The organism is Pseudoalteromonas sp. T1lg122 (genome assembly GCF_002964825.1).
In the GTDB taxonomy this organism is placed as follows: domain Bacteria; phylum Pseudomonadota; class Gammaproteobacteria; order Enterobacterales; family Alteromonadaceae; genus Pseudoalteromonas; species Pseudoalteromonas gelatinilytica.
In genome coordinates, this window is the sequence record NZ_PQCG01000033.1 from 1 (window position 1) to 15,389 (window position 15,389).

Consider the following 15,389-nt stretch of genomic DNA (forward strand, 5'->3'; position numbering starts at 1 on the left):
CTAACTATACAAGTTTTAAAAAGCGATGCCAAAGCGTAAAGGATTCAAAACAACCTAAGTTACTAGCTCGTTTTGTTGGTGGGATGAGTAAGTATAAATCAAAGGGAATACCTTTTGAGTTAAAGTCATACCTGTTACTGGTCGAGCAAACTGGGCGTTGTATTTGTACGGATAAGCCCGGATATATAGAGCATTTGCTCCACTTAGTAAACTAAGCTTCGCTGTTAGAACTCAATCTGTACGAGTGCCCACACAGATGATTGCTTTATATTGTTAAAGAACATTTGATTCACTTTCGCGCCTCAAGGGCTGTGCATTCTACGCAAGCCGTTATTTTTGTCAACACTTAATTTTGAGAAAAGTTTATTTTTTCAAAACTCAGTCTTACTTGACTCAACCAACTCGTCGTTTTGCTTTTCTGTAAGCAGTCCGCCGTGTCGGTGGATGCGCATTATAGGGATGCGGCGAATTAACGCAAGCACTTTTTTGAGAAAACTTTAAAAAAACTGCCTTTTGTATCCTTTTTACTCTAAACACCACAAAAGAGAAACTTTATTAACGCTTCAGTAACTTTTTAACCGTATTTAAGGCCATAAAAGTACAATACTCTAAAAACAAAAAAGCCCAGCAATATAGCTGGGCTTTTAAAAAGTTCGCGTAATTAATTGTTAAGCAATGCCGTATTGATCACGGTATGCTTTTACGGCGGCTAAATGCTCATCCATTGTGCCTTTGGCTTCTAGGTAACTAATTAAGTCAGCTAGTTTTACAATCGAGATAACTTTAGTGCCAAAGTCACGCTCGACTTCTTGAATAGCAGATAACTCAGCTTTACCTTTCTCTTGGCGATCAAGTGCAATTAAAACACCACTTAAGTCTGCACCATTATCCGCAATGATTTCCATCGACTCACGAATAGCTGTACCCGCAGTGATCACGTCATCAACTAACATGATCTTACCTTTAAGTTCAGAACCTACTAATGTACCACCTTCACCGTGTGCTTTTTTCTCTTTACGGTTAAAACAGTAAGGTACATCTTTGTCGTGATGATCAGCTAAAGCAACCGCTGTTGTTGTTGCGATTGGAATACCTTTATAAGCAGGACCAAATAATACATCGTAGTCAATACCTGCATCTTCAAGTGCCGCTGCATAAAAGCGACCTAAACGTGCAAGGTCACGACCAGTATTAAATAAACCAGCATTGAAGAAGTAAGGACTAGTGCGGCCAGACTTTAAAGTAAACTCACCAAATTTAAGCACCTGCTTTTCAAGTGCGAATTCAATAAACTCTTTTTGATAATCTTTCATAACTAATAAACCCACTTCTTTATTATGCTAATGCTTGCTTTTGAACGTCGATAATTTCACGAATTGAGTGCTTAGCTAATGTAAGTAGCTCATCAAGTTCGTCAAATGAGAAAGGCTCGCCTTCAGCTGTACCTTGAATTTCGATAATTTTGCCGGTTTCAGTCAAAATCACGTTCATATCAGTTTCTGCTTCAGAATCTTCTAGGTACTCAAGATCTGTAATTGGCTGACCTTTATATACACCGACTGAGATTGCCGCAATCATATGCTTAAGTGGGTTTGAATTGATCATACCTTTACTACGCATGTAAGTAAGTGCATCAACTAATGCTACGCACGCACCACTAATAGATGCTGTACGTGTACCGCCATCAGCTTGAATAACATCACAATCGATAGTGATGGTGTTTTCTCCTAACGCTTTTAAGTCAACCGCAGCACGAAGTGCACGTGCGATTAAGCGTTGAATTTCCATAGTACGACCGCCCTGCTTACCGCGCGATGCTTCACGGCCATTACGAGTATGTGTTGAACGAGGTAACATACCGTATTCAGCCGTAACCCAACCTTTACCTTGGCCTTTCATAAAGCGTGGTACACCAGCTTCAACCGTTGCTGTACACAAAACTTTAGTGTTTCCAAACTCTACTAATACTGACCCTTCAGCATGCATAGTGTAATTACGTGTAAATGTAACCGGTCTAATTTGGTTAGGTGTTCTTTCGCTTGGACGCATTAACGATCCCCTTAATTCTGAATTTGACACATTATAAGTCGATGTGGTGCTAGATGCCATGTTCATTTACATAATTAACTGCATCAGAAAAGCACATTTCAGAAAATTTACGCTAGAGGTTAAAAGCTGATTCGGTATAATCAGTCAACTTTGTAAATTTAATAACACTAGGAAATCATCCATGATCCACAGCATGACAGCTTATGCGCGTCGCGAAATTAAAGGCGAATGGGGCACTGGCACTTGGGAAATTCGTTCAGTTAACCAACGTTACCTTGAGACTTTTATCCGCGCACCTGAGCAATTCCGTGGCATGGAACCGGTTATTCGTGAGCGTTTACGTAAGCATTTACAACGCGGTAAAGTTGAAGTTTTCTTAAAATTTGCAGCAAACCCAGCTCATGTTGGCGAGTTAACCATTAACGAATCTCTTGCTGAGCAATTAATTAAAAGTGCTCAATGGGTGCAAAATCAAAGTAAAGGCGACATCAACCCTGTTGATATTTTACGTTGGCCAGGCGTTATGGAAGCTGAAGAACTCGATATGGATAGCGTAAATACAGCGCTAATTGCTGGCTTCGATGAAGTCATTGAAGATTTCAAACAAGCTCGCGGCGATGAAGGCGCAAACTTACAAGAAATGATCGCCACTCGCCTTGATGCAATTTTAGAGCAAGTTGCGATTGTAGAAAGCCACCTACCAGAAATTTCTAAATGGCAACGTGAAAAGCTAAATCAAAAGCTTGAAGAACTAAAAACAGACATCGATGAATCTCGCCTTGAGCAGGAACTTATTTACCTTGCGCAAAAACAAGATGTTGCTGAAGAACTAGATCGCTTAAAGTCGCACGTTAAAGAAACCAAAAAGATCTTAACTAAAGGCGGTGCATGTGGTCGACGCCTCGACTTTATGATGCAAGAGTTTAACCGTGAAGCAAACACTTTAGCGTCAAAGTCTATCAACAGTGACATCACAAACGCTGCGGTAGAGCTAAAAGTGTTAATCGAGCAGATGCGCGAACAGATCCAAAACATCGAGTAAACGCGATTTACAGCATTTTTATAAGACCCAGCACCTGCTGGGTCTTTTGTTTTTGAAAAGTCTAAAAGCAGGCAAACTTGAGCACTTTTAGCGAAATAAAGTACAATAGATTAATTAAAGGCTTGGATTAGCGATAGTCCGAGCCTGTTTATTTTTTATTAGAGACAGATCATGGCGCAAACTCGCGGAAATTTATTTATCTTGTCAGCTCCATCAGGGGCTGGTAAATCAAGCTTAATTGGTGCTTTATTAAAGAAACACAGCGATATGAAGGTATCGGTTTCGCACACCACACGCTCACCTCGTCCGGGTGAAGAAAACGGTGTGCACTATCACTTTGTTTCTGTTGAAGAGTTCAAAGCGCTAATTGAGAAAAATGACTTTTTTGAATGGGCGCAAGTTTTCGATAACTACTATGGTACGTCTAAGCAAGCAATCGAAAGTCAACTTGCAGCAGGTATTGATGTATTTTTAGATATCGATTGGCAAGGTGCTCAGCAAATTCGCAAATTAGTTGATGATGTTGAAACTATCTTTATTCTTCCACCATCAAAAGAAGAACTTGAATCACGCTTAAATAACCGTGGCCAAGACTCTGCTGAGGTAATCGCGGGAAGAATGGCAAAAGCACAATCAGAAACATCACACTATATTGAATATGATTATGTGGTTGTGAACGATGACTTTGATACTGCACTTGCTGAAATCGAAATGATCGTAATGGCTAAACGTCTATCGTTACAAAGCCAAGCAGTGCGCCATCAGGCGTTATTAGAAAACTTGCTTAAATAATACTTTTTTAAGAAAAGATAAAAATTAACCACAAGCTATTGGCGAATTTAACTTGGTACAGTAAACTACGCCTTTGCTTAAGAATTTATTTGGAGTGCTAAGATGGCTCGCGTAACTGTTGAAGATGCAGTAGATGCAATTGGTAATCGTTTTGACTTAATTTTAGTTGCGGCTCGTCGTGCCCGCCAAATCGCGGTTGGTGGTAAAGATCCACTCGTTGATGCTGAAAATGACAAACCAACGGTTATTGCTTTACGTGAAATTGAGAAAGGGTTAGTAAATAGCTCTTCTATGGATTTAATCGATCGTGAAGAACAACAACATCAAGAAGCAGCAGAAATGGCTGCAGTGGCTGCTATCGTAGGTGGCAACCAGTAATCAAGCTCCCCGCTTTGATTTAGCTATACGGCTAGTATTTCTACACTAGCCGTTGGCAAGCCCTTCTTTTCATCGTATATTCTATTCATACCGTTACCGATTTACTTCATTAGCGCATTGGAGTGTGACTTTGTATCTTTTTGAAGGTCTAAAAAAGAAAATATCTGAATACTTACCAGCAGCTGAAATTGAGCTGGTCCAAAAAGCATACGTGGTAGCTCGCGAAGCCCACGAAGGCCAAACTCGTTCAAGTGGCGAGCCCTATATCACCCACCCTGTCGAAGTCACGCAAATACTCGCTGGTATGCGCTTAGATCACGAAACACTAATGGCTGCATTAATGCACGATGTGATTGAAGATACTGACTTCAGCCAACAAGATTTAGCTGAGATTTTTGGCGACACCGTTGCCGAGCTTGTTGAAGGGGTGAGCAAGCTAGATAAACTTAGCTTTAAAGATAAAAAAGAATTCCAAGCCGAAAACTACCGTAAAATGATCATGGCGATGACACAAGACATTCGCGTGATCTTAATCAAACTGGCTGACCGTACTCATAACATGCGTACTCTAGGCGCCCTTCGCCCTGATAAACGTCGCCGTATTGCCCGTGAAACGTTAGAGATTTATGCGCCAATTGCAAACCGCCTTGGTATTCACGATATAAAAAATGAATTAGAAGATTTAGGTTTCCAAGCGTTATACCCAATGCGTCATCGCGCATTAAGATCTGAAGTAATTAAAGCCCGCGGCAATCGTAAAGAAATTATCAGCAATATTAAAACTGAAATTGAAGCGCGTTTAGAAGAGTCAGGCATTGCAGCGACCATATCTGGCCGCGAAAAGCACCTTTATAGCATTTACAAAAAAATGCTTAATAAAGAGCTGTCATTTAACGAAGTGATGGATATCTACGCGTTCCGTATCAATGTTGATAATATGGATACCTGTTATCGCGTATTAGGTGTCGCACATAACCTTTATAAGCCCATCGAAACACGTTTTAAAGATTATATTGCCGTACCAAAAACCAACGGCTATCAATCACTTCATACCTCATTAGTGGGTCCTCATGGTATTCCTGTGGAAATCCAAATTCGTACCCACGATATGGATCACATGGCAGACAAAGGGGTTGCTGCTCACTGGATGTATAAAAAAGCCGGTGATAGTGCAGGCCATACAGCACAACAACGTGCTCGCCAATGGATGCAAAGCTTACTTGAATTACAGCAAAGTGCGGGCTCATCATTTGAGTTTGTTGAAAACGTTAAAACAGAGCTATTCCCTGAAGAAATTTATGTGTTCACCCCAGATGGTCGCATTGTTGAGTTACCAATGGGCGCAACGGCTGTCGATTTTGCGTATGCAGTACACACTGATGTAGGTAATACCTGTGTGGGTGCACGCGTAAATCGCAAACCTCACCCACTAAGCAAACCGCTTGATACAGGGCAAACCATCGAAATTATTACCAGCTCTGGGGCACACCCAAATGCAACTTGGTTAAACTTTGTTGTAACAGGTAAAGCACGTTTAGGTATTCGTAATTACCTGAAGAGCCAACAACATGAAGAAGCCATGTTACTTGGCCGTCGCTTACTGGATTCTGCTTTAGGTGAAACTAAACTCGATGATATCCCAGATGAGAACATTCGCCGTGTACTTCAAGAACATGAACTGAATACCGTACTTGAGCTTTTAGTCGAAATTGGCTCAGGAAACCTCATGAGTGTGCTTATCGCAAAACGCCTCATGCAAGTTGATGCCGACGACCTAAACGACCTTGCTCAAAAAGCAAAAGCGACGATTATCGGCACCGAAGGTATGCTGGTTAACTATTCTAAGTGCTGTCGCCCGGTACCTGGCGATGCTATTACTGCTTATATCAGCCAAGGTAAAGGCCTAACTGTTCACCGCCAAGAATGTAAAAACATTCGTGGTTGGGAAAATGACCGTTCGAAATACTTAGTTGTTAAGTGGGACGATAACCCAGAGAAAGAATATATTGCAGCCCTTCGTATTGAAATTATCAATCACCAAGGCGCATTGGCTAAATTGACAAATGTAATTGCCTCAACCCAAGCAAACATTGTTGAGATAGCGACTGACGAAAAAGAAAGTAATTTATACATGATAGATTTAGGCATCACGGTTAAAAACCGCGTTCATGTTGCAAACATTATGCGCCGCATTCGTGTGATGCCTGATGTGCAAAGAGTCTATCGTAAAAAGTAACAAGGATAATCATGAACAAATCTTTTATTTCTACTGATAATGCACCTGCTGCAATCGGTACGTATAGCCAAGCAGTTAAAGTGGGCACGGCTGTTTATTTATCAGGTCAAATTCCACTTGTACCAGAAACAATGGAAGTGATCTCTGAAGACTTCACTGAACAAACTCACCAAGTTTTCAAAAACCTAACAGCAGTTTGCCAAGCTGCCGGTGGTCAAATTCAAGACATGGTGAAAGTAAACATCTTCCTTACTGACTTATCTAACTTTGCTATCGTTAACGAAGTGATGAGCCAGTACTTTAAACAGCCTTATCCTGCACGCGCAGCGATTGGTGTACGTGCATTACCAAAAGGCGTACAAGTTGAAATTGACGGTATCATGGAGCTACCTTCAACGAACTAACCCCCCTGCCAGCGACCTCAGGTTGCTGGCACTTTTTTAGAAAAAGTTATTACTTCCCTCATCCGAAATTCTTGACTCATCAGCAATTCTCTAGCACTCTGTTGTTATAATAAGTAAAACCTTTAGCTAATGTAGTAAAAAAGGATCTCCACGTGTTTAAGCTCGCTCACAACGGCAACGTTTTATTAGATGTTCATGAAAACTCGCCTCCTAGTGCTGCGTTTATTATCGAGGCATTAGAAAAATCACCATTTTGTGAATGCAGAGTGGATCATGATGCTATCAATAATTTCTTCAAAAGCGATTCTAATGAACGCATGCTTGTTGTTGCTTCTAAACATGATGCCAGCTTAGTCGTCACTCTAAGCGATGATAAAATGCTAGCCACTGGCGAATTGACTGTCGCCGAGGGCGGTAAAGTCATGACTCTTGACGAAGCTAAAAAAGAACTAATAAAAGCAGGAGTAGCGCGAGGCTACAAGCAGGCTTTCTTAGAGCAGTTATTACAACAACAGTTCGAGTTACCAGCAGGTGAGATTGCTAAAGGCGTGCTAGCGAAAGGCCGTTTACCGATTGATGGCCAACCTTCCAAGTTTGTACCACAGGTTGAAACTTTAAAAGACCGTTTAAAAAAGCCAAAATTGCGTGAGGATGGCACTGCCGATATGCGCGACTTTGGTAAGCTCGCCAGTGTCGAACCCGGCGTATTACTTATCAAACAAATTCCAGCGACCCCTGGCAAAGAAGGCTTTACTGTTACTGGTGATGTACTACCTGCTAAACCGGGTGAAAACAGCACATTAGTGGCCGGTGAAGGGACTGAGATATCTAAAAACAACCCGCTAGAACTTATTTCGGTGATTGCTGGTGTACCCGTTGATATTGCCAATGGTATGCGCGTTGATGATATTTTTACCATTGCCGATGTAAACGTAAAAAGTGGCCACGTAGATTTTGAAGGCAGCGTCATTGTGACTCATAATGTTGAGCCTGGCATGCGTATTCACGCAAAAGGCGATATTACGGTTATGGGCACAGTTGAATCTGGTTATTTATCAGCAGTGGGTGATATCACCATAAAACAAGGCGTAATTGGCCACCAGCAAGAAGATAAAAAACTGTCGTGTAATATCATCAGCCAAGGCGATATTCACTTATCACATGGTCAGTATTGTTATCTTGAAGCGAATAATATTCTGATAGAACGCCAAGCCAGCCACTGTGTTATGAAAGCCACTAAGCTCTTACAAGTTGGCCAAGAAGATAACCCTCAGGGTAAACTATTTGGCGGTGAGGTTTTAGATGCGCAAATGCTCATTGCTGGCGAAATTGGCAATGAATCTGGCGCAAAAATGGTAATTAACTTAGCGGCTTCAGGCGCTGATGTAACCGCGCAAACGGATCAGTGTTTAAAAGAATTAGCACAAACAGACTCACAACTTGATACCTTGCAAGAAGCAATCGAAAAAGCAGATCAAGTAAAAGACGCCGAAAAGAAAAAACTCCTACTGGCCAAAATCGGCGCTACACAAATGCACTATTGTGAGCAAGCTGAAATGCTTGAGAAAAAGCTCTCTAGCTTAGAGCATCATCTGCATGATCTCTTGGAAGATGCGCAATTAGTCGTTAATAAAAAACTGCACTCAGGCGTCGAAATTCATATTTTCGAAAAGGTGCTACTCACTAATCGCCAATACCCGCCGTGTAAGGTGAAGCTTGAAGAAAACAAGGTTGAAGTAGAATTTAAAACCACTTAATAAAAAAGAGGCTTATAGCCTCTTTTTACCAGGGTCATTAAATCTATTAAAGAATACCTTCCACTTGCTGTTTTAGCTGCTCAGGCCAAACACCAACTTGTACTTGCCCGATATGCTGTTTTTGTAACAGCAACATAGCAAGACGCGATTGACCAATGCCACCACCAATTGTTTGCGGAAACTTCTTCGCAAGTAGCTGTTTGTGCCAATCAAACTCTAACCGAGCTTGGTCACCTGTAATTGCTAATTGTGTAGCTAATGCATCTGGGCTTACACGAATACCCATTGAAGAAATTTCAAAGGCATCTTCAAGCACTGGGTTCCAGACTAAAATATCACCGTTTAAACCTGCAAATTTGCTACAGGTTTGTGTTGACCAATCGTCATAATCAGGCGCTCGTACGTCATGAATTTTACCATCGGCAAGCGCGCCGCCAATGCCAATTAAAAATACCGCGCCGTATTCTTGTGCTACCGCTTTTTCGCGTTGTTTCGCAGTAAAGTCTGGATACATCTGACGTAACTGTTCACTGTGTACAAAGGTGATTTTTTCTGGCAAAAACGGCGTTAAATCAAACTCACTCGCTACAAAGCGTTCGGTTGCTTTAATCGCCTCATATAGTGATGTTACGGTATCTTTAAGCTTGTCTAAGGTGCGTTCAGTGCTCTCGCAAATTACTTTTTCCCAATCCCATTGGTCAACATACACCGAGTGAATTGGGCTTAAAGATTCTTCATCAGGGCGAAGCGCTTTCATATGCGTATAGAGCCCCTCACCTACCGAAAAATCGTAATCCGCTAAGGTTTTGCGTTTCCACTTAGCTAACGAGTGAACCACTTCAAATTGACTACCCGGAATTGTTTTCACTGCTACCGATACAGCATTTTCAGTCCCGCTTAAGTTATCTTGAATGCCATCGCCTACCTTTGCCAAGATCGGCGCTTGTACTTCGACTAACCCTAATTGCTGCTCTAATTGGCTTGAAAAAAACTGTTTTACTTTACTAATTTGCTGCTGTTGCTGCAGGTAGTGTGAACTCATAATAATTGGCCTCATTCCCAGTTATTGTTACTTGCTAAATTAGAGAAACCCGCTGCTTGGTCTCTCTCGATAAAACAATCCTCAACCAAATAAAGGTAATTTTCAATAACCATCAATAAAAAGAACTTAACATTGAAATTTCCATAAAAATAATGCTATAAAAATTATCGATTCATCAATTAACAAGAAAAAATAGCATGGAAAATTATCAAATCGATAATCTCGATAAAAACATCCTTAACGCTTTAATGGAAAATGCACGTACTGCGTATGCAGAACTGGCTAAACGCTTTGCAGTGAGTGCGGGTACCATTCATGTCAGAGTCGAAAAAATGAAACAGGCGGGAATTATTACAGGTACCCAAGTCAGTATTAATGCAAAGCAGCTTGGTTATGATGTCTGTTGTTTTATCGGTATTAATCTCAATAATGCCCGTGATTACCCGCAGACCTTGCTACACCTAAAAGAGCTAGAAGAAGTCGTGGAAGCCTATTACACCACGGGTAATTACAGCATATTTATCAAAGTGATGGCTCGTTCAATAGATCATCTACAAGACGTTTTAATTAACAAGATTCAAGCTATCGAGGCTATTCAATCAACAGAAACGCTGATCTCACTACAAAACCCAATTAGCCGTGCCGTTGTTCCGTAGGGTATAATCTGCACCAATTAGAATCCGTCAACGAGCACACAACTATGGATACAACTCGCTTTGAGCGTGTTAAGCGCGTGTTAGATCGCCGCCAAACGGACCTAACGGTTTGTTTAGAAGATGTACATAAACATCATAATTTATCAGCCATTGCCCGCACAGCTGACGCAACAGGCTGCCATCACGTTCATGCTGTATGGCCTGAAAACCAAAAATGGTTAACCAACAATACCTCTGGCGGCAGTAAAAACTGGCTCGAAACTCACTTACATCGCAATATTGATGATGCCGTTGCCATGATGCGTGCGCAAAACCCTGAGGTACAAGTTTTAGCAACTCACCTCAGTGATGACGCTGTCGACTTTCGCGAAATCGACTACACCAAACCAACGGCTGTTATTGTCGGTCAAGAAAAAGACGGGATTTCGCCGCGCGCCCTTGCCCATGCAGATAAAAACATCATCATCCCGATGCAAGGAATGGTGCAATCTCTGAATGTATCCGTCGCCGCAGCGCTTATTCTATTTGAAGCGCAGCGCCAACGTGAAGCTGCAGGCTTATATAACCGCGATATGCTCGATGCGAAAATAAAACACCGCATCTTGTTCGAAGGGTGTCATCCAATTATTGCCGAGCAGTGTCGTGAAAAAGAGTTGCCATACCCTGAGCTTGATGAAAATGGTGAAATTGTTGCTGATGAAACGTTCTGGAACATTTTAAAACACACGCAACCGCTTGAAGCCACTAACGAGTGCAAGTAAACTGAAAAAACAGTCTACTAATTAACAATTTGAGTCACCTTTGAGTCATCCTAGCTTAGCGTTATATCCAATCACAGAATTAAAAGGCGTCGGCCCGAAAATGGCCGAGCGTCTTGCTAAGCTAAATATTCACACGGTGCAAGACATGCTGTTTCATTTGCCTCACCGCTATGAAGACCGCACCCGTATTCACCCAATCTGTGAACTTCAACCGCATAGCCATGTTAGTGTTGAAGCCACCATAGAAACCAGCCAAATCACCTTTGGTAAAAGGCGTATGCTGGTTTGCCAAGTAAATGATGGTACAGGCAGATTAACGCTGAGGTTTTTTAACTTTAGTGCGGCTCAAAAAAATGCCTTGAGTGCAGGTAAAATCATTCGCTGCTTTGGTGAGATCCGCAGGGGTCGTGTTGGCTTTGAAATGACACATCCGGAATACAGTTTATCGGATACCCCGTCTGAGCAACCAACTAATACCACGCTGACGCCTGTGTATCCTGTTACTGAAGGGCTAAAACAGTTATCTATTCGTGCACTGAGTGATCAAGCACTTGCACTGTTAACTAAATACCCTGTAGAAGAATTACTGCCAGAGCAGTTTCAGCCAACCGGAATGCGTTTAGCCGACGCACTCATGACCTTACATCGCCCACACAACGATGTTGATTTAACCGCGCTTGAGCAAGGTATACATCCTGCCCAGCAACGGTTAGTGTTTGAAGAGTTGCTCGCACAGAACTTAAGCCTTTTAAAGCTACGTCAAAAAGGGCAAACCGTAAAAGCGGTTGCTTTAAAGCCTCATAACCAACTTGAGCAACAGTTTTTAGCTAATTTAGCCTTTAGCCCAACCAACGCGCAAAGTCGTGTGGTGGCTGAAATCAAAGGCGACTTACAACACCCGTTTCCGATGATGCGCTTAGTACAAGGCGATGTTGGCTCGGGTAAAACCTTAGTTGCAGCACTCAGTGCGCTCACCGCAATAAGCGAAGGTTACCAAGTAGCGCTAATGGCACCGACTGAAATTTTATCAGAGCAGCATGGCATCAACTTTAGCCAGTGGTTTAATCAACTAGGTATTGAAGTTGCTTGGTTAGGTGGCAAAAGTAAAGGCAAAGAGCGTACTGCAACCCTAGAGAAAATTGCCTCTGGGGAAGCACAAATGATTGTTGGCACCCATGCGTTATTCCAAGAGCAGGTTGAGTTTAACAATCTCGTTTTAATTATAATTGATGAACAACATCGCTTTGGTGTTCATCAGCGCTTATCACTGCGTGAAAAAGGCCGCTTTGGTGACTGTTACCCGCACCAATTAGTGATGACGGCAACCCCTATTCCGCGAACCTTGGCAATGACAGCCTATGCAGATTTAGAAACCTCAGTGATTGACGAGTTACCACCCGGTAGAACGCCTATCACAACGGTGGCTATTCCTGATGCACGTCGAGACGAAATCATTCAACGTGTGAGAACAGCGTGCACTGAGCAAGGCCGTCAAGTGTATTGGGTTTGCACCTTGATTGATGAATCTGAAGTACTGCAATGCCAAGCCGCCGAGGATAGCGCTGAGCAATTAAAAGCAGCACTGCCAGAGCTAAACGTTGGCTTAGTGCATGGCCGGATGAAAGCTGCAGAAAAACAAGCCATTATGAGTGAGTTTAAAGCGGGTAATATTCATGTACTCGTTGCCACCACCGTGATTGAAGTGGGTGTTGATGTGCCCAATGCCAGCCTTATTATCATTGAAAACCCTGAACGATTAGGGCTTGCTCAACTACACCAGCTGCGCGGCCGTGTTGGTCGTGGGGCAACGGCATCACATTGTGTTTTACTCTATCACGCGCCACTGTCAGCCACAGCGCAAAAACGTTTAGCTGTGCTGCGTGAAAGTAATGATGGTTTTGTGATTGCTGAGCGAGATCTTGAAATTCGTGGCCCTGGTGAAGTACTTGGCACCAAACAAACAGGCTTGGCTGAATTTAAAATCGCCGACCTAAACCGCGACAAACAAACACTGAATCATGTCAGACCCATTGCCTTCAAAATATTGAACGACTACCCAGCGCTTACCGATAAACTGATTCAGCGCTGGCTTGCTGGCAAATCAGACTACGCACAAGCATAACCACTACTCAACGCGCGATCTGCTGTATAAATTTATTTTTAGAGAAATAAAAAAGCCCAGCTAATTAGCTGGGCTGACAAGTTAGGGAGTTATCCAAGGGTTGGATTAGAACTTGTATTCAATACCAACACCTAGGTAATCTTGGTCAACTTGATTGTCTGTATCAAACGTTGAGTAGAAACCAAATACTTTAGTGTTTTTGCTAAGCTTGTGGTCAACACCTGCAGAAATAGCCGTTTTCTTATCGCCTTCATCAAAGTCGATTACTTGATACTGTACTTTGAAAGTATTGCTATTCATTTGGTAAGCAGCATTTACTAAGTAACCATCGGCCTCTGCGCTACCATCTACTTTCTCTTGTGTTTGGTACATAGCGCCTAGTTTAAAGTCACCTAGTTTACCTTGTACGGTTGCACGAACAATGTCGTAGCCTTTAACTTCGCTATCAGCTGCTACTGATGCGTAGATGTTGCTTTTCTTAAGACCAGCATCACCGTAAGTTACAGCTACAGAGTAACCGTTGTCTGCATCAACTGAGTCTTCAGCTACGTAAGTCGCTAGTACTTTGAAGCCGCTAAAATCGTTAGAAGCATAAGAAATTGTGTTACCTAAACGGTTTTCACCTTTGAAACCATTTTTGATATCCGCTTCAAGGTCATTGAATAAATCAACTTTACCTTGAGATTGCTTCATAGCTGTATCGTTACGACCGATAACAACTTGACCAAAGCTGCCTTTAACACCAACATATTGGTTACGTGCAGTGATGTTGTCTTCGTTGTCGCCTTTTGAATCAGCGTCAGATACGTCAACACCAAACTCAAATTTATAAACCGCTTCTAAGCCTTCAGAAATTTTTTCTGAACCTTTTAAGCCAAAACGTGAGTTATTGCTTTTAATTTCAGTGAAAGACCCTTCGCCATCATCTGATGATTGAACAGTCACGTTTGCTTTACCATATACATCTACATCAGCTAATGCAGAAAAAGATAAACCACCAAATAAAGCTAGGAATAAGCTAGACTTTGCAAATTTCATGTCGTTTCCTCAATAATCGCAACAAAAAACACATGTTGTGTTTCAATGCGCGCAGTGTGACAGCGAAAAATGACAGAAAGATGACAATTGAAATAAAAACGTCAATTTACCTTCATAAATTGTAATTAATTTTGAAATAAAAACGTAACTAACTGTTCCCGCATTAAATTTTTATGAAAGCTAGTTTAAATTTAATTTAAGCTTTTATTTGCAGTTCGGTTAATAGCGTTACTAACTTCTCTAATAAAGGCGTTTGTTCGTTATCTCTGTGGTACGCTACAAACACGTCTCGCGAGGTATGTGCTACATCTTTAACATGATAGAGGTCACCCGCTTTGAGTTGCTCTTCTACTAATAACTGAGGAATGAACGCACTGCCGCCACACTTCAAAATTAAATCAAGCGCAATACGACCCGTACTGGTTCTGAAATAAGGCGGTGCGTGGCCGTTGAATTCACGCGCATGCCAAAGTGAAAATGATGTGCCCCAATCAACATAGACATATTGATTATCAAAAAAGTTATCACTGTTAGCTGTTTCGAATGCACTCACCGGAATAATAGGTAACTCACAAATTCGCTCAACAACTAATTCGTCTACTTTAGGTGGATCGAATAGCACCGCTAAGTCTAATGTACGCTCCAATAATAAGCGGGTGCTTTCTTGTTGGGCTTTTACTTCTGCGACCAAAGAGACACCCGGCATAGCAGAAACAATATTTGTGATCCCAAACTGTAAAAAAGCATCCCAAATATTAGGTGTACCTGCTAAACTGATTTGCTTATGCATGTTATCAGCAAGAGCTACATCGACTTTTGCCCGCTGCATACCGGTTATGATCATTTGTGCGTGCGGCAGAAGTCGCTCACCCGGTGCCGTTAACTGAATGTTGTTACGCTGACGAATAAATAAGTTAACGCCTAAACCTTGCTCTAATTGTCGGATCCGAAAACTCACCGCAGACTGTGTAATATATAAATTTTCAGCTGCTTTACCGAAATGGCGAGTACGGACCACTTCGACAAAAGTCTTCAATAAATCGATATCCATTTTTTACCCTTACGATAAAAATAACTTGTTTAATAAAATCGGCAACTTGATCCATACTCCT

Annotated in this window: 14 protein-coding genes; 9 read left to right on the forward strand and 5 right to left on the reverse strand. The window is 41.9% G+C overall.

Going from position 1 to position 15,389, the window contains the following annotated elements:
* Positions 1-668: 668 nt before the first annotated feature.
* Positions 669-1,313: an orotate phosphoribosyltransferase gene (gene pyrE / locus C2M33_RS16355; RefSeq protein ID WP_054554229.1), complete on the reverse strand. Its 645-nt coding sequence runs from the start codon at positions 1,311-1,313 to the stop codon at positions 669-671.
* 22 nt (positions 1,314-1,335) lie between these two features.
* Positions 1,336-2,049 (reverse strand): ribonuclease PH, encoded by a 714-nt coding sequence (gene rph, locus C2M33_RS16360; protein ID WP_063699765.1) that lies wholly within the window; start codon positions 2,047-2,049, stop codon positions 1,336-1,338.
* 181 nt (positions 2,050-2,230) lie between these two features.
* Here rph and C2M33_RS16365 point away from each other — a divergent pair, with 181 nt between their 5' ends.
* The 6 genes from C2M33_RS16365 to C2M33_RS16390 all read left to right on the forward strand — a co-directional run bounded on the left by C2M33_RS16365 (position 2,231) and on the right by C2M33_RS16390 (position 8,658).
* Positions 2,231-3,091, forward strand: coding sequence for a YicC/YloC family endoribonuclease (locus C2M33_RS16365; protein WP_105174924.1), 861 nt, complete (start codon positions 2,231-2,233; stop codon positions 3,089-3,091).
* 171 nt (positions 3,092-3,262) lie between these two features.
* The gene (gene gmk / locus C2M33_RS16370) at positions 3,263-3,883 is read left to right on the forward strand and encodes a guanylate kinase (protein WP_105174925.1); all 621 of its coding nucleotides are present in this window, start codon (positions 3,263-3,265) and stop codon (positions 3,881-3,883) included.
* Positions 3,884-3,985: 102 nt separating this feature from the next.
* Positions 3,986-4,261, forward strand: coding sequence for a DNA-directed RNA polymerase subunit omega (gene rpoZ / locus C2M33_RS16375; protein ID WP_036973056.1), 276 nt, complete (start codon positions 3,986-3,988; stop codon positions 4,259-4,261).
* A 130-nt stretch (positions 4,262-4,391) separates the two neighbouring features.
* Positions 4,392-6,497, forward strand: coding sequence for a bifunctional GTP diphosphokinase/guanosine-3',5'-bis pyrophosphate 3'-pyrophosphohydrolase (spoT, locus tag C2M33_RS16380; RefSeq protein WP_063699773.1), 2,106 nt, complete (start codon positions 4,392-4,394; stop codon positions 6,495-6,497).
* Positions 6,498-6,508: 11 nt separating this feature from the next.
* Entirely contained in the window at positions 6,509-6,901 is a 393-nt protein-coding gene (locus C2M33_RS16385) for a RidA family protein (RefSeq protein ID WP_054554223.1), read from the forward strand.
* Between the two features lie 152 nt (positions 6,902-7,053).
* Entirely contained in the window at positions 7,054-8,658 is a 1,605-nt protein-coding gene (locus C2M33_RS16390; RefSeq protein WP_063699775.1) for a DUF342 domain-containing protein, read from the forward strand.
* A gap of 46 nt (positions 8,659-8,704) precedes the next feature.
* On the opposite strand, the gene asnA is transcribed toward C2M33_RS16390, so the two are convergent.
* Positions 8,705-9,700: an aspartate--ammonia ligase gene (gene asnA / locus C2M33_RS16395; RefSeq protein WP_105174926.1), complete on the reverse strand. Its 996-nt coding sequence runs from the start codon at positions 9,698-9,700 to the stop codon at positions 8,705-8,707.
* 197 nt (positions 9,701-9,897) lie between these two features.
* Between asnA and asnC the strand changes: the two genes are divergently transcribed.
* Genes asnC through recG form a run of 3 tightly spaced genes read left to right on the forward strand, consistent with a single transcriptional unit; the run spans position 9,898 to position 13,239 of the window.
* Positions 9,898-10,356: a transcriptional regulator AsnC gene (gene asnC, locus C2M33_RS16400; RefSeq protein WP_062567385.1), complete on the forward strand. Its 459-nt coding sequence runs from the start codon at positions 9,898-9,900 to the stop codon at positions 10,354-10,356.
* Positions 10,357-10,400: 44 nt separating this feature from the next.
* Positions 10,401-11,117 (forward strand): tRNA (guanosine(18)-2'-O)-methyltransferase TrmH, encoded by a 717-nt coding sequence (gene trmH, locus C2M33_RS16405; RefSeq protein ID WP_105174927.1) that lies wholly within the window; start codon positions 10,401-10,403, stop codon positions 11,115-11,117.
* Between the two features lie 40 nt (positions 11,118-11,157).
* Positions 11,158-13,239 carry an ATP-dependent DNA helicase RecG gene (recG, locus tag C2M33_RS16410; RefSeq protein WP_105174928.1) on the forward strand — a complete coding sequence of 694 codons (2,082 nt, stop codon included), beginning with the start codon at positions 11,158-11,160 and terminating at the stop codon, positions 13,237-13,239.
* Positions 13,240-13,344: 105 nt separating this feature from the next.
* Here the strand turns inward: recG and C2M33_RS16415 are convergent, their stop codons facing one another.
* The gene (locus C2M33_RS16415) at positions 13,345-14,277 is read right to left on the reverse strand and encodes a porin (protein ID WP_063699784.1); all 933 of its coding nucleotides are present in this window, start codon (positions 14,275-14,277) and stop codon (positions 13,345-13,347) included.
* Positions 14,278-14,473: 196 nt separating this feature from the next.
* Positions 14,474-15,328: a LysR family transcriptional regulator gene (locus C2M33_RS16420; RefSeq protein WP_063699786.1), complete on the reverse strand. Its 855-nt coding sequence runs from the start codon at positions 15,326-15,328 to the stop codon at positions 14,474-14,476.
* Positions 15,329-15,389 lie beyond the last annotated feature (61 nt).

What these genes read in the sequence shown, in the direction of transcription:
- pyrE (WP_054554229.1), bottom strand. Translation starts at nt 1,313, where the DNA reads ATGAAAGATTATCAAAAAGAGTTTATTGAATTCGCACTTGAAAAGCAG.
- rph (WP_063699765.1), bottom strand. Translation starts at nt 2,049, where the DNA reads ATGCGTCCAAGCGAAAGAACACCTAACCAAATTAGACCGGTTACATTT.
- C2M33_RS16365 (WP_105174924.1), top strand. Translation starts at nt 2,231, where the DNA reads ATGATCCACAGCATGACAGCTTATGCGCGTCGCGAAATTAAAGGCGAA.
- gmk (WP_105174925.1), top strand. Translation starts at nt 3,263, where the DNA reads ATGGCGCAAACTCGCGGAAATTTATTTATCTTGTCAGCTCCATCAGGG.
- rpoZ (WP_036973056.1), top strand. Translation starts at nt 3,986, where the DNA reads ATGGCTCGCGTAACTGTTGAAGATGCAGTAGATGCAATTGGTAATCGT.
- C2M33_RS16385 (WP_054554223.1), top strand. Translation starts at nt 6,509, where the DNA reads ATGAACAAATCTTTTATTTCTACTGATAATGCACCTGCTGCAATCGGT.
- asnA (WP_105174926.1), bottom strand. Translation starts at nt 9,700, where the DNA reads ATGAGTTCACACTACCTGCAGCAACAGCAGCAAATTAGTAAAGTAAAA.
- asnC (WP_062567385.1), top strand. Translation starts at nt 9,898, where the DNA reads ATGGAAAATTATCAAATCGATAATCTCGATAAAAACATCCTTAACGCT.
- trmH (WP_105174927.1), top strand. Translation starts at nt 10,401, where the DNA reads ATGGATACAACTCGCTTTGAGCGTGTTAAGCGCGTGTTAGATCGCCGC.
- C2M33_RS16415 (WP_063699784.1), bottom strand. Translation starts at nt 14,277, where the DNA reads ATGAAATTTGCAAAGTCTAGCTTATTCCTAGCTTTATTTGGTGGTTTA.
- C2M33_RS16420 (WP_063699786.1), bottom strand. Translation starts at nt 15,328, where the DNA reads ATGGATATCGATTTATTGAAGACTTTTGTCGAAGTGGTCCGTACTCGC.